We start from the raw sequence: 12557 nt of genomic DNA on the forward strand, positions 1-12557 counted from the left end.
CCTCCCTGGGCACTACACCTAGTCCTGCGAGACGGGCAGAGCACCGGCCAGGGCGTCGCGCAGCTGCGCGACCTCGTCGGCGTTGACCTCGACCACGAGACGGCCGCCACCCTCGAGGGGCACGCGCATCACATACCCGCGGCCTTCCTTCACGACCTCCATGGGGCCGTCGCCGGTACGGGGCTTCATCGCAGCCATATGTGATTCTCCTCGGGGATCTCGCGCCAACCGCGGGCTCCGCGGTACCAGATCCCATTCTACGCCGACCCAGGGGCAGCCCTCAAACCATCGGGGCCGGATCCGGCGTCGGGCCGCCCTCGTGCGACGAGCGCCCTACATCCCCTCGTCCGGCTGTCCCTCGATCGGCACCTGTGGACCGGTGCCCTCGCCGATGGCGTGGTCGACCACGATGCTCACCGCCTCCTCGATGTCGTCCGTGATGTGCAGCAGGTCCAGATCGGTCGCGGAGATGGTGCCTTGGGCCACGGCCGTGTCGCGCAGCCACGCGATGAGTCCGTCCCAGTAGTCGTGGCCCACGAGCACAAGCGGGAACCGCGTGACGGTGCGGGTCTGCACCAGGGTGAGCGACTCGAAGAGCTCGTCGAGGGTGCCGAATCCACCGGGCATGACGATGAAGCCCTGCGCGTACTTCACGAACATGGTCTTGCGCGCGAAGAAGTACCGGAAGTTGATCCCGAGGTTGACGTACTCATTGACGCCCTGCTCGAACGGCAGCTCGATGCCGAGGCCCACGGACACTCCGCCCGCCTCGTGCGCGCCCTTGTTCGCGGCCTCCATCACCCCAGGACCGCCGCCGGTGATGACGGCGAAGCCCTCCTCGACGAGCCTGCGACCAGCGACTTCGCCCTGGTCGTAGTCCAGGGAGCCGGCCTTGGACCGCGCCGAGCCGAACACCGAGATCGCCGGCCCGAGCTCCGCGAGCGCTCCGAAGCCCTCGACGAACTCGGACTGGATGCGCAGCACCCGCCACGGGTCGTCGTGCAGCCAGTCGGGTGGGTCCTGCTCGCTCAGCAGCCTGCCCGAGGTCGAGGACTTCGGCACGTTTCGGCCGCGCAGAATGACGGGGCCCTTGCGGTACTCGGCTTTCATCGAGGCACTCCTTCGGTGTGGGATCGCACGTGCGGGGATGTGCAGGTCACTTCGACAGCCACGCGGCCAGGCCGGCACGGCACGCGCGGATGTCGCTCACGGGGCAGCGCTCCTGGTCGGCGTGCGCGAGCTCGGGGTCGCCGGGCCCGTAGTTCACGGCCGGTATGCCGAGCTCACCGAACCTGGCGACGTCCGTCCAGCCCTCCTTCGCCCGAGGCGCGCCGGCACCGGTGCCCGCGACCGCATCGGCGAAGGACCGCGCCAGCGGCGCGTCCAGTCCGGGCCGGCATGCCGCGGCCAGGTCCGTCCACTCCAGGTTCCACTCGCCCAGACCGGCCGAACCGACAACGCCTTCCACGTGGGCCTGCGCCTGTGCCAGCGTCTTGTCAGGCGCGAAGCGGTAGTTGACGGTCACCGTGCACGCGTCGGGGATGACGTTGCCGGCGATGCCGCCGCGGATCCCGACTGCGTTGAGGCCCTCGCGGTACGTGAGGCCGTCGACCTCGATCGCCGCGGGCTCGTAGGCCCCGAGCGCCGTCAGCAGCGGCGCGGCGGCATGGATGGCGTTGACGCCCTTCCACGCGCGTGCGCTGTGAGCGGCGCGACCCTGCATGGTGACGTCCGCGCGCAGCGTGCCATTGCACCCGCCCTCGATCGCCGCGGAGGTGGGCTCGCACAGCACCGCGAAGTCCGCCTCGAGCAGCGAGGGGTGGCGCCGGGACAGCCTGCCCAGGCCGTTCTTGGTCTCCTCGACCTCTTCATGGTCGTAGAGCACCCAGGTGATGTCGCGCGCGGGCCGCTCGAGGGCGGCGGCCAACGACAGCATGACCGCGACCCCGGCCTTCATGTCGACGGAGCCGCGACCCCACAGCGTCGCGCCATCGTCGTGCCACTGGGCAGGAACGTTGTCCTTGATCGGGACCGTGTCGAGGTGCCCGGCGATGATCACCCGCTCCGCGGCGCCGGTCTCGGTGCGCGCGATCAGGGCGTCGCCGTCGCGGGTCACGGTGAGGTGCGGCAGGGCCGCCAGTGCCGACTCCACTGCATCGGCGATCGCGTGCTCTCCCCCACTGACCGAGGGGATGTCGATGAGCAGGCGCGCGAGCTCCTCGACGGGGGCGTTCAGGTCGAGGTCTGGCATGCGGCCAGCCTATCCGGCGCTGTGCCAGCACCTTCCGACGCGCCGATGCGCCTCTGACTGCCCTGTTGCACTGCCCGGCTGCGTCCCCGCCGGTCACCGAGCGCCTGCCAGGGCGCACGGGAGGGCGTGCCACCTGTCTCAACTACCCTGGAGGCATGACTCGAGCAGCGCACGGATTCGGACTGGCCACCATCGACGCGAGCGGAGCCGTGCTTGACACGTGGTTCCCCGCCCCCGCGCTCGGCGACGCCCCCGAGGGCGCATCGGCCCCTCAAACGCTTGTCGACGCGGCCCGCGAGGACGCCCTGCGCGACGTGACCGTGCGCGCGGTCAGCGTCGAGATCGACCTCGACACCCCGCCCGCCAGCGTCACCGACGCGTACCTGCGCCTTCACCTGCTGTCGCACCGCCTGGTGCAGCCCCACGGGGTGAATCTGGACGGGCTGTTCGGCGTGCTGAACAACGTGGTGTGGACCTCCGCCGGACCGTGCGCGGTGCAGGGCTTCGAGGACGTCCGGCTGCGGTTCCGGGCGGCAGGACAGACGCTCACGATCTACGGCGTCGACAAGTTCCCGCGCATGGTCGACTACGTGGTCCCCACCGGTGTGCGGATCGCCGATGCCGACCGGGTCCGGCTGGGCGCGCATCTCGCCGAGGGCACCACCGTGATGCACGAGGGGTTCGTCAACTTCAATGCGGGGACCCTCGGTCACTCCATGGTCGAGGGCCGCATCTCCGCCGGCGTCACCGTCGGCGACGGCTCCGACGTGGGCGGCGGCGCCTCGATCATGGGCACGCTGTCCGGCGGCGGCAAGGAGGTCATCGCGATCGGCGAGCGCTCGCTGCTGGGCGCCAACTCGGGTCTGGGCATCCCGCTGGGCGACGACTGCATCGTCGAGGCGGGCCTCTACGTGACGGCCGGGTCCAAGGTGCTGCTCGTCGGGCAGACCACCGATGCGGGCGAGCCGCGACTGGTCAAGGCCCGCGAGCTGGCCGGCACGAACGGCCTGCTGTTCCGCCGCAACTCCGTCACCGGCGCAATCGAGGTGGTGGCGCGCAAGGGCGACGGCATCGCGCTCAACGCGGCGCTGCACGCGAACTGACATGGCACGGCGGCGGCGTGGCGGCGGCGTCGCCGCGCTCGCAGTGCTGGTGGTGGCCAGTGGCGCCGCTATCGTGTGGGGTCCCGGGCTCTGGGATCGGTACGGCGACGAGGTCTTCCCCTCCGGGCAGTGCACCGTCACGCTGGGCGACCGGACGGACACCAAGACTGCGGAGCAGGCCAACAACATCGGGATCATCGTCGCCGGCTCGATCCGGCACGGGCTGCCGGCGCGCGCCGCGACCATAGGCGTCGCGACCGCGATCCAGGAGTCCTCGCTGCGCAACATCGACTACGGCGACCGCGACTCCGTGGGCCTGTTCCAGCAGCGCCCGTCCCAAGGATGGGGGTCCATCGAGGAGATCCTCGACCCGTACTACTCGACGGACCGCTTCTACGATGCGCTCCGCGACATCTCGAACTGGCGCGAACTCGACGTCACGGTGGCCGCGCAGGCGGTGCAGCGCTCGGGCTTCCCCGACGCGTACGCGGACCACGAGGAGGAAGGGCGGCTGTGGGCCTCAGCGCTCACCGGACACGGCGGCCAGGTCGACTGCGACCTCCGCGGCGCGGAGGCCACCACGGCACGGGCGTTCACCGACCGTGTGGCGGCCGACTTCGGTGACACCGTGTCCCTGCAGGTGGGCGACGTGAACACCGCATCCACCGTGCTGACCGCGCCGGGTGCATCCGCGACGATGGCGACGGCGCTGCAGCACTGGGCCGTCGCGGTCGCGGCCGCCGAGGGCGTCACCGCATCGGCGCGCCAGGATCAAGCCTGGCTGCGCGACGACGATGACGACGTGCCGACGGGAGACGGCACGAGGGTGGCGATCCGCACCGACTGAACAGCGCCCTCCTCCAGGAGAGCCGGATCGGAGCGGGGGAAGCGGCCTGCCAGCGTCAGCGCTGGTCCATCGCCACGTAGTCGCGAGCGACCTCACCGGTGTAGATCTGGCGGGGGCGGCCGATCTTGGTGCGCGGGTCCTCGATCATCTCGCGGTAGTGCGCGATCCAGCCCGGCATGCGGCCCAGCGCGAACATCGGCGTGAACATCTGACGCGGGAAGCCCATCGCCGAATACAGCAGACCCGTGTAGAAGTCCACGTTCGGGTAGAGCTTGCGCTCGATGAAGTACTCGTCGGACAGCGCGATCTCCTCGAGTCGCTGCGCCATCTGGAACGTCTCGTCATTGCCGCCGAGCTCGGCCAGCACCTTGTTCGCGACGTCCTTGACGACCGCGCCGCGCGGGTCGTACGACTTGTACACGCGGTGGCCGAAGCCCATGAGCCGCGCACCCTCCGCCTTGTCCTTGACCTTCGCCACGAACTGCTCGACGGTGTCGCCGGATTCCTTGATGCGGTCGAACATCTCGAGAGCGGCCTCGTTGGCGCCGCCGTGCAGCGGGCCGGACAGGGCTCCGATGCCCGCGGAGACCGAGGCGTAGATGTTCGCCTGCGACGAGCCCACGATCCGCACGGTCGACGTCGAGCAGTTCTGCTCGTGGTCGGCGTGCAGGATCAGCAGCAGGTCGAGAGCGCGGCGGACCGTCGGGTCGATGTCGAGCGAGCCGTCCGGTCCCGAGAACGCGATGCGCATGAACTCGTCGACGTACGTGCCCTCGCGAGAGGGCTCGATCAGGTCGCCGCCCGTGAAGCGGCGCTGGAGGTATGCGATGACCGTGGCGGTCTTCGCGAGCAGCTGCACGGTCGCGAGCTCGATCTCGTGCTCGCCGCGGCCCACCGACTCGGGGTAGAAGGTCGACAGGGCGCTGGTCGCTCCGGACAGCACCGCCATGGGGTGAGCGTCACGGGGGAAGGCCTCGAGGAACGACTTGATGCCCGAGTGCACGTGCATGTGGCGGGCCACCCGCTCGTTCAGCGCCGTGAGCTGGTCCGAGGTCGGCAGTTCGCCGTGGATGAGGAGGTGCGACACCTCGAGGAACGTGGAATTCTCCGCGAGCTGCTCGATCGGGTACCCGCGGTAGCGCAGGATCCCGGCGTCACCGTCGATGTACGTGATCGAGCTCTCGCACGACGCGGTGTTCATGAAGCCCGGGTCCACCGTGACCAGCCCGGTGTCGCTCAGGAGCGTCGCGACCGACACTCCATCGTTGCCGACCGTGGAACGCTCGAGCGGCAGCTCGCGCGTGGTGCCATCGACTGTGAGTCGGGCATCGACCGCTCGTGTCATACCTAGGGACCTCCCGTGCGCCGCAGCGCCATTGTGCGTTCGCTTTACAGCGAGTTTACCTGTCTTTTGAAAGCCTGTGAGTCCCGGCCCGCACACGTTCATTCGTCGCCGTCAGTGCGATGCGCACGTGACGCTCGCCCGCGACGCCGTAGAACGAGCCCGGCGCGGCAACGATGCCGCGTTCCGCGAGCCACTCTATGGTCTCCCAGCAGTTCTCGTCACGCGAGGCCCACAGGTACAGCCCCGCATCAGAGCCAGAAACCGAGAAACCGGCCGCTTGCAGCGCGGGCAGCAGGAGCTCGCGCCGGTTCCGATAGACGTCCCGCTGGGCGGCGACGTGACGATCGTCGCGCAGCGCCACGGTCATCGCCGCCTGCACGGGCGCGGGGACGATCATCCCGGCGTGCTTGCGCGTCTGGACCAGGTCCGCGATCAGGGCGGGATCGCCCGCCGCGAAGGCGGCTCGATAGCCCGCGAGTGAACTCTGCTTGGAGAGCGAATACAGCGCAAGCAGCCCGGTGTGGTCCCCGCCGCACACGTCCGGGTCGAGCACCGACGGCACGCCGTCCTGCACCCAGCCCTCGGCCCACGGCAGCGCCGCGTAGCACTCGTCGGACGCCACCACGGCGCCGATGCGTCGCGCGGCCGTCACGATGTCGCGCAGTTCCTCGCGTGACAGCACCGCGCCCGTGGGATTCGAGGGCGAGTTGATCCACACCAGCTTCACGTCGTCTCGCTCCGCCCAGTCGCCCACGGAGTCCGTGGCGACGGCCGATGCGCCCGCCAGGATCGCGCCCACGGCATAGGTGGGATAGGCGGTTGCGGGATGCACCACGACGTCCCCCCGCGACAGGCCGAGCAGCGCAGGCAGCCAGGCGACGAGCTCCTTCGAACCCACCGTCGGCAGCACCGCGTCGGGATCGACTCCGGTCACGCCGCGCGTGCGAGCGAACCAGTCCACGACGGCGCGGCGCAGTTCGACTGTGCCGTGCGTGGTCGGGTAGCCAGGCGCGTTGGCGGCGTCGGCGAGGGCGCGCTGGATCAGTGCGGGCGTGGGGTCGACCGGAGTGCCGACCGACAGGTCCACGACGCCGTCAGGATGCTCCTGCGCTCGCTCCCGGTAGGGGACCAGGGAGTCCCACGGGAAATCGGGCAGGGCGCGCGCGTGGAGGCCCATGGCTGCCCCGCGAGCCTTCTACGCCTGCGGCGGGAGCGACTTGATGAGGTCGTGATCGTGCTCGATGAGACCCATCTTCGCGGCGCCGCCGGGAGAGCCGATCTCCGAGAAGAACTCGACGTTGGCGTTGTAGTAGTCCGCCCACTTGTCGGGGGTGTCGTCCTCGTAATAGATCGCCTCGACGGGGCACACGGGCTCGCATGCGCCGCAGTCCACGCACTCGTCGGGGTGGATGTAGAGCATTCGTTCGCCCTCGTAGATGCAGTCGACCGGACACTCGTCGATGCAGGCCTTGTCCTTGACATCGACACAAGGCAATGCGATGACGTACGTCACTTCGTCTCCTCCACTCGAGGGTGTTGCGGGCAATTCATCATAGCGTCGCGAGAGCCTTGCGCAGTCACTCGCGACCGTGGGCGACGGTACGGCCCACGTCAGTCAGAGTCGCCGTCGTCCTCATCCTCGCTGACGCACTCGATCGCGTCATCGGGCTTGTAGGTCCAGGTGTTGGAGGTCTGGTCGACCTCCTCCCCCTCGAGGTACACCGTACGCGTGTTGGTGATCGTGAACCCTGGCTGGCCGGGCCCCTTGGGCTCGCAGTTCTCGCTCGAGACCTCCTTCACGCCCGGCTCGGTGATGTTGGTCTTGGGGCTCGCGCTGGTCGTGACCTCGAAGTGCTCGGTCGACCACACGTCGACGTGCAGGCTTCCGCCGTCCAGGTAGCTGTTGAACACCGCCGCGTACGGGGTGTTGTTGCGGAACTCGACGTTGATCGAGCCGGTGTAGAGGGTCGACTCGCGGCCGGCCGGGTACCTCGTGAACCACACCGAGTGGGGGCGGTGGTCGAGGATCTCGAAGCCCGCGAAGTAGCCGGCGTTGTAGGCCGTGGTCGCCATCTGGGACAGCCCCCCGCCCATTCCGCTGGTGAGAACTCCATTCACGATCACGCCCGCGTCGCGATATCCCTCTTCCTCGTTGATGGGAGACAGCGCCTCGGTGAGGTCGAAGGTGTCACCCGGCTGGACGATCACGCCCTCGACGTCTGCCGCGGCGACGCGCAGGTTCTCGGTGCGCACGGCGTCCGCGGTGAGAGGCGTGTCGAACGAGCTGATGACCTCCTGGAAGTCGGCGAGTCCCAGGTCCTCGGCGCTGACCTCGGGGTCGGCCGCCGTGTAGGGCAGCTCGCCGATGCGTTCGGCGCTTCCTGCGGCCGAGAGCACCGCCGCTCCCAGTGCTTCACCGTCGATGGTGACTCCGGGGGACCCCTCGTCGATCACGATCTCGTGGTTGTCGTCGAACGACACGGAGGCGTTGTCACCGTCAGTGGTGAGCGCGGGGTTGTCCTCGACGATCCGGCCCGCGAGCGCGCTCCCGTCCACGACCAGCTCCAGCCCGCCCGGGCCGGGCTCGACCCTGGACATCGCCGCGATCGTGGCCGGTTCGATGGTCGCCTCGGCATCGTCGCCCACCAGAGTGATGGGCGCGGAGAAGGTCTCAGTCTCGAGCTCCGTCGCGAAGGCGGCTGCGTCCTCGTCGGTGATCTCGGGAGGCTCGGTGTCCGCGATCAGGTCGATCGCCTGCGCCGCCGGCCATGCGGTCTGGACGCGCTGCGCCGACGCCTCTTGATCGACCGTGACCGAGGACCGGCCGGGCACGACCTCGACCGTGCCGTCGGAGACGGTGACTCCCGCGTTCTGCGCGGGCCCGTCGAGCTGGACGGCCGCGGCCTCGAGTGCGTCGGTGAGCGAGTCCTCGTCGACCGCGGTCTCGGGCGAGATCGGACCGCCACCGGTGATGTGGGCCCACAGCCGGTCCGGCGCCAGGGTGAAGCCAGTGACCTGATCGAGAGTGGCCTCGACGTCGACGGACAGCCCCGCGTCGCGGGCGGGCAGAGCGAACGACTCCGTGGCCGCGCGCAGCTCCAGGTCGGCGCTCTCGATGCCGCCCGCAGCATCCGCGACCTCTTCGGTCGCCGCTGCCGTCGAAAGGCCGCCGATCTCCAGCCCCAGCACCTCGGTGCCACGCGGGACGGTCGTCGACAGCAGCGCCTGCGCGCCGACGTACAGCACGGCGATCAATGCGATCACGAGCGGCACCGCCCATGCGGCCCGACGCCTCTTGCGAGAAGGGACCCGCGACTCGTCGTCGGCGCCGTCCTGCTCTGCGGATGCTGACCACGGCGGCGTCGCCGTCGCGGCGGAGTCGGACTGCGCGTCCACGGGGCTCATCACCTCCGTGTCACCCACGGCCGGGTGGACCGCCGTGGCGTCGTCGTCGGCGTGCTGCACCGGCATCTCCGAGGACGGAGAGAAGACGGAGGTTCGCTCCGGCGCGCCGGGGCCGGCGTCGACACCGGCTGGGTGCTGGTCCGGCTCGTCGGAACGCGGTGCGTCCACGTCAGCGGGCTCCTCGTCCGCCGGGGACCCGTCGCGTGCCGAGTCGGACTCCTCCGGTGAGTCGGAAGCCGCGTCCTCACCTGCGGCCAGCCAGGCGGGTGCGGTCAGTTCGCTCGTCGGCAGCCGGTCCGGCTCGTGCTCGGGCTCCTCGGCCGCAGACTGGTGGTCCTGCTCGACCTCAGGCTGCTCGGACGATGCCGGCTGGGCGGACTCGGGATCGGGCGCGGGGCTCTCGACGGCTTCGCCGCCGGGGCCCGCCGGCTGCTGGAGGTCCTCCTGGTCCGGCGTCCCGTCCGCCACCTGCGCCGAGCGTGCACCGGCACCCTTCTGAGCGCGTCGACGCAACGAGCGGTGGGCGGCGGAGTTGCGGCGGCTGCGAGCCAGCTCCTCCTCCGCCTGTCGCTTGGCGTTCTTCTTACCGCGGGCCATGACCACCTACCAGCAATCGGGACGGCAGGAGTGAGGCGACCACGATCGCGATGGAGCCGCCAGCCAGCCAGCCGATTCCGAGCGGGTCCTGAACGATCAGCACTGAGCCTCCCGGGCCTTCCAGCGCCCACACGAACGTCATCGTCATCCATGCGCCGGCGAACACCCCGAGGCCCGGCCAGGCGAGCCAGGTGCGCGCGAAGGCCGCCCCGAGCGCCACCATGAGCAGGCACATCACCAGCCCAAGCGGTGGATACGTGCGGTGCGCCACGGCACCGACCGTCGCGGTGATCAGCCCGCCGCTGAGCAGCACGACGTAGGCGAGGGAGTCCTTCATGCGTACCAGGATAGGTGCACGGACGGACAAGACCAGGGCACCCCCGTCACAGGTGACGATTCCGATGCCTGACCCAGCCCGCGCATCGGCCGCACCCCGGCGATGCGCCCGCGCGGGCCTATGCGTCCAGGCGCTTGGCCCGCGACGTCGCGCGTGCGCGCTCGGTCTGGTCCAGGATCACCTTGCGGATGCGCACGTTGGCCGGAGTGACCTCGACGCACTCGTCCTCGCGGGCGAACTCCAGCGACTCCTCGAGAGTGAGGACACGCGGCGGCGTCAGACGCTCAAGCTCATCACCGGTGGCCGACCGGATGTTGTTGAGCTTCTTCTCCTTGGTGATGTTGACGTCCATGTCCTCGCCACGCGAGTTCTCGCCGACGACCATGCCCTCGTAGACCTCTTCGGTGGGCTTGACGAAGAACGTGCCGCGGTTCTGCAGCAGCAGCAGCGCGTTGGTCGTGACGACCCCCGTGCGGTCCGCGACGAGCGAGCCGTTGGTCCGGAACTCGATCCCGCCCGTCCACGGCGCGTAGCCGTGAGCGATCGAGGAGGCGATGCCGGTGCCACGAGTCTCGGTGAGGAAGGTCGAGCGGAAGCCGATGAGGCCACGCGCGGGCACGATGAACTCCATGCGCACCCAGCCGGTGCCGTGGTTCGACATCGACTCCATGCGGCCCTTGCGGGCGGCCAGGAACTGCGTCACAGCTCCCAGGTGCTCCTCGGGCACGTCGATGGTCATGTGCTCCATCGGCTCGTGGACCTTGCCGTCGATCTGGCGGGTCACCACCTGCGGCTTGCCGACGGTGAGCTCGAAGCCCTCGCGTCGCATCTGCTCGACGAGGATCGCGAGCGCGAGCTCGCCGCGGCCCTGCACCTCCCACGCGTCAGGACGCTCGGTGGGCAGCACGCGCAGAGACACGTTGCCCACGAGCTCCTTGTCGAGGCGGTCCTTGACCTGGCGAGCGGTCACCTTGGCGCCCTTGACGCGGCCCGAGAGTGGCGACGTGTTGATGCCGATGGTCATCGAGATCGCGGGCTCGTCCACCGTGATGCGCGGTAGCGGGCGCGGGTCGTCCAGGTCGGTGAGGGTCTCGCCGATGGTGATGTCTGCGATTCCCGCGACGGCGACGATGTCGCCCTGCTTGGCGGACTCGGCGGGGACGCGGTCGAGGCCCTTGGTCTCGAGCAGTTCGGTGATCTTGACGCTCGTCAGCGAGCCGTCGGCGCGGGCCCACGCGACGGTCTGGCCCTTGCGCAGCGTGCCGTTGAAGATGCGCAGCAGTGCGAGGCGGCCCAGGAACGGCGAGGCATCGAGGTTGGTGACGTGCGCCTGAAGCGGCGCATCGTCCTCGTAGCTCGGGCCGGGAATGCGCTCCATGATGGTGTGGAACAGCGGCTCGAGGTTCTCGGAGTCCGGCATGCCGCCGTCCTCCGGCTGGCTCAGCGACGCGCGGCCCTCCTTCGCCGATGCGTACACCACGGGCACCTCGAGGAGCGCGTCGATGTCCAGGTCCGGGACGTCGTCGTGCAGATCGGACGCGAGGCCGAGCAGCAGGTCGTGCGTCTCCTCGACGACGGCGCTGATGCGGGCGTCGGGACGGTCCACCTTGTTCACGACGATGATGACGGGCAGGTGGGCCGCGAGCGCCTTGCGCAGCACGAACCGGGTCTGAGGCAGCGGGCCCTCCGACGCGTCGACGAGCAGCACCACGCCGTCGACCATCGACAGTCCGCGCTCAACCTCGCCGCCGAAGTCGGCGTGGCCAGGGGTGTCGATCACGTTGATGGTGACGCCGCCGGGCTCCGAGGCCTCTCCGAGGTACCGGATCGCGGTGTTCTTCGCGAGGATCGTGATGCCCTTTTCGCGTTCGAGATCACCGGAGTCCATCGCGCGGTCTTCGACGTGAGCGTGGTCGCCATAGGCGCCACCCTGGACGAGCATGCCGTCCACAAGGGTGGTCTTGCCGTGGTCGACGTGGGCGACGATCGCGACATTGCGCAGGTCGGAGCGCACGGGCATACGGGGACTCTTTTCGTAGGGAGGGGTGGCGGCGCGCAGGTGCGCCGACGGTCCATTCTAGCGGTGACCGCCCGCGAGCGGGTTTCGCGGTGTGCGAACGCGTCAAAGGCGAATAAATCCAACCCCCCGCGGCGTTGTCCACGGCAGCGAGGGCGCAGTGCCCTTGTGGCAGTTCATTCCCAGGAGGTACGACAATGACCACGGCACAGAGCACGATCGACGTGAACGTTCCGCTGAGCACGGCGTACAACCAGTGGACCCAGTTCGAGACCTTTCCGCACTTCATGTCCGGGGTCGAGTCCGTGACCCAGATCGACGATTCCCGCACCCATTGGGTGACGAAGATCGCCGGCGTCGAGCGCGAGTTCGACGCCGAGGTCACCGACCAGGTCGCCGACGACCACATCGCGTGGCACAGCATCGGCGAACTCAAGCAGGGCGGCCGGGTCGAGTTCGAGTCCGTCAGCGCCGAGGTCACCAAGGTGACTCTCACCCTCGACTGGGACCCCGAGGGCTTTGTCGAGTCCGCGGGCGCGGCCCTGCAGGTCGACGATGCCATGGTGAGTGGCGACCTCAAGGACTTCAAGAAGTACATCGAGGACAAGGGCGTCGAGGACGGCGGGTACCGCGGCGACATTCGCGGTGGGGGGGG

12 protein-coding genes are annotated in these 12557 nt (G+C 69.5%); 3 read left to right on the forward strand and 9 right to left on the reverse strand.

The window, feature by feature from the left end; all coding sequences use genetic code 11:
- Positions 1-18: 18 nt before the first annotated feature.
- The 3 genes from ACNI14_RS05205 to dapE all read right to left on the reverse strand — a co-directional run bounded on the left by ACNI14_RS05205 (position 19) and on the right by dapE (position 2251).
- On the reverse strand, positions 19-198 hold the full coding sequence (locus ACNI14_RS05205; protein WP_420518901.1) for a DUF3117 domain-containing protein: 180 nt from the start codon (positions 196-198) through the stop codon (positions 19-21).
- 135 nt (positions 199-333) lie between these two features.
- Positions 334-1110, reverse strand: coding sequence for an LOG family protein (locus ACNI14_RS05210; protein ID WP_420518902.1), 777 nt, complete (start codon positions 1108-1110; stop codon positions 334-336).
- A 46-nt stretch (positions 1111-1156) separates the two neighbouring features.
- Complete coding sequence (dapE, locus tag ACNI14_RS05215) at positions 1157-2251, reverse strand: succinyl-diaminopimelate desuccinylase (protein WP_420518903.1); 1095 nt, start codon at positions 2249-2251, stop codon at positions 1157-1159.
- Between the two features lie 155 nt (positions 2252-2406).
- On the opposite strand from dapE, the gene dapD reads away from it, so the two are divergent.
- Positions 2407-3354, forward strand: coding sequence for a 2,3,4,5-tetrahydropyridine-2,6-dicarboxylate N-succinyltransferase (gene dapD / locus ACNI14_RS05220; RefSeq protein ID WP_420518904.1), 948 nt, complete (start codon positions 2407-2409; stop codon positions 3352-3354).
- A 1-nt stretch (position 3355) separates the two neighbouring features.
- Positions 3356-4201, forward strand: a complete 846-nt coding sequence (locus ACNI14_RS05225; protein ID WP_420518905.1) for a hypothetical protein — start codon at positions 3356-3358, stop codon at positions 4199-4201.
- A 55-nt stretch (positions 4202-4256) separates the two neighbouring features.
- Here the strand turns inward: ACNI14_RS05225 and ACNI14_RS05230 are convergent, their stop codons facing one another.
- From ACNI14_RS05230 to typA, 6 genes are all read right to left on the reverse strand, one after another.
- Positions 4257-5546 (reverse strand): citrate synthase, encoded by a 1290-nt coding sequence (locus tag ACNI14_RS05230; RefSeq protein WP_420518906.1) that lies wholly within the window; start codon positions 5544-5546, stop codon positions 4257-4259.
- 55 nt (positions 5547-5601) lie between these two features.
- On the reverse strand, positions 5602-6723 hold the full coding sequence (gene dapC, locus ACNI14_RS05235; RefSeq protein ID WP_420518907.1) for a succinyldiaminopimelate transaminase: 1122 nt from the start codon (positions 6721-6723) through the stop codon (positions 5602-5604).
- Between the two features lie 18 nt (positions 6724-6741).
- Positions 6742-7059: a ferredoxin gene (gene fdxA, locus ACNI14_RS05240; protein ID WP_062135924.1), complete on the reverse strand. Its 318-nt coding sequence runs from the start codon at positions 7057-7059 to the stop codon at positions 6742-6744.
- 98 nt (positions 7060-7157) lie between these two features.
- Positions 7158-9548, reverse strand: a complete 2391-nt coding sequence (locus ACNI14_RS05245) for a VanW family protein (protein ID WP_420518908.1) — start codon at positions 9546-9548, stop codon at positions 7158-7160.
- Entirely contained in the window at positions 9535-9885 is a 351-nt protein-coding gene (locus ACNI14_RS05250) for a hypothetical protein (RefSeq protein WP_420518909.1), read from the reverse strand. Before ACNI14_RS05250 ends, ACNI14_RS05245 begins: the two co-directional genes overlap by 14 nt.
- A gap of 118 nt (positions 9886-10003) precedes the next feature.
- Entirely contained in the window at positions 10004-11905 is a 1902-nt protein-coding gene (gene typA / locus ACNI14_RS05255; protein WP_420518910.1) for a translational GTPase TypA, read from the reverse strand.
- A gap of 194 nt (positions 11906-12099) precedes the next feature.
- Between typA and ACNI14_RS05260 the strand changes: the two genes are divergently transcribed.
- Positions 12100-12557 (forward strand): SRPBCC family protein (locus ACNI14_RS05260; protein ID WP_420518911.1); only part of this gene is annotated, 458 nt, incomplete at its 3' end.

The sequence above is a fragment of the Demequina pilifera genome, assembly GCF_048814985.1.
Classification (GTDB): Bacteria; Actinomycetota; Actinomycetes; order Actinomycetales; family Demequinaceae; genus Demequina.

What these genes read in the sequence shown, in the direction of transcription:
- ACNI14_RS05205 (WP_420518901.1), bottom strand. Translation starts at nt 198, where the DNA reads ATGGCTGCGATGAAGCCCCGTACCGGCGACGGCCCCATGGAGGTCGTG.
- ACNI14_RS05210 (WP_420518902.1), bottom strand. Translation starts at nt 1,110, where the DNA reads ATGAAAGCCGAGTACCGCAAGGGCCCCGTCATTCTGCGCGGCCGAAAC.
- dapE (WP_420518903.1), bottom strand. Translation starts at nt 2,251, where the DNA reads ATGCCAGACCTCGACCTGAACGCCCCCGTCGAGGAGCTCGCGCGCCTG.
- dapD (WP_420518904.1), top strand. Translation starts at nt 2,407, where the DNA reads ATGACTCGAGCAGCGCACGGATTCGGACTGGCCACCATCGACGCGAGC.
- ACNI14_RS05225 (WP_420518905.1), top strand. Translation starts at nt 3,356, where the DNA reads ATGGCACGGCGGCGGCGTGGCGGCGGCGTCGCCGCGCTCGCAGTGCTG.
- ACNI14_RS05230 (WP_420518906.1), bottom strand. Translation starts at nt 5,546, where the DNA reads ATGACACGAGCGGTCGATGCCCGACTCACAGTCGATGGCACCACGCGC.
- dapC (WP_420518907.1), bottom strand. Translation starts at nt 6,723, where the DNA reads ATGGGCCTCCACGCGCGCGCCCTGCCCGATTTCCCGTGGGACTCCCTG.
- ACNI14_RS05245 (WP_420518908.1), bottom strand. Translation starts at nt 9,548, where the DNA reads ATGGCCCGCGGTAAGAAGAACGCCAAGCGACAGGCGGAGGAGGAGCTG.
- ACNI14_RS05250 (WP_420518909.1), bottom strand. Translation starts at nt 9,885, where the DNA reads ATGAAGGACTCCCTCGCCTACGTCGTGCTGCTCAGCGGCGGGCTGATC.
- typA (WP_420518910.1), bottom strand. Translation starts at nt 11,905, where the DNA reads ATGCCCGTGCGCTCCGACCTGCGCAATGTCGCGATCGTCGCCCACGTC.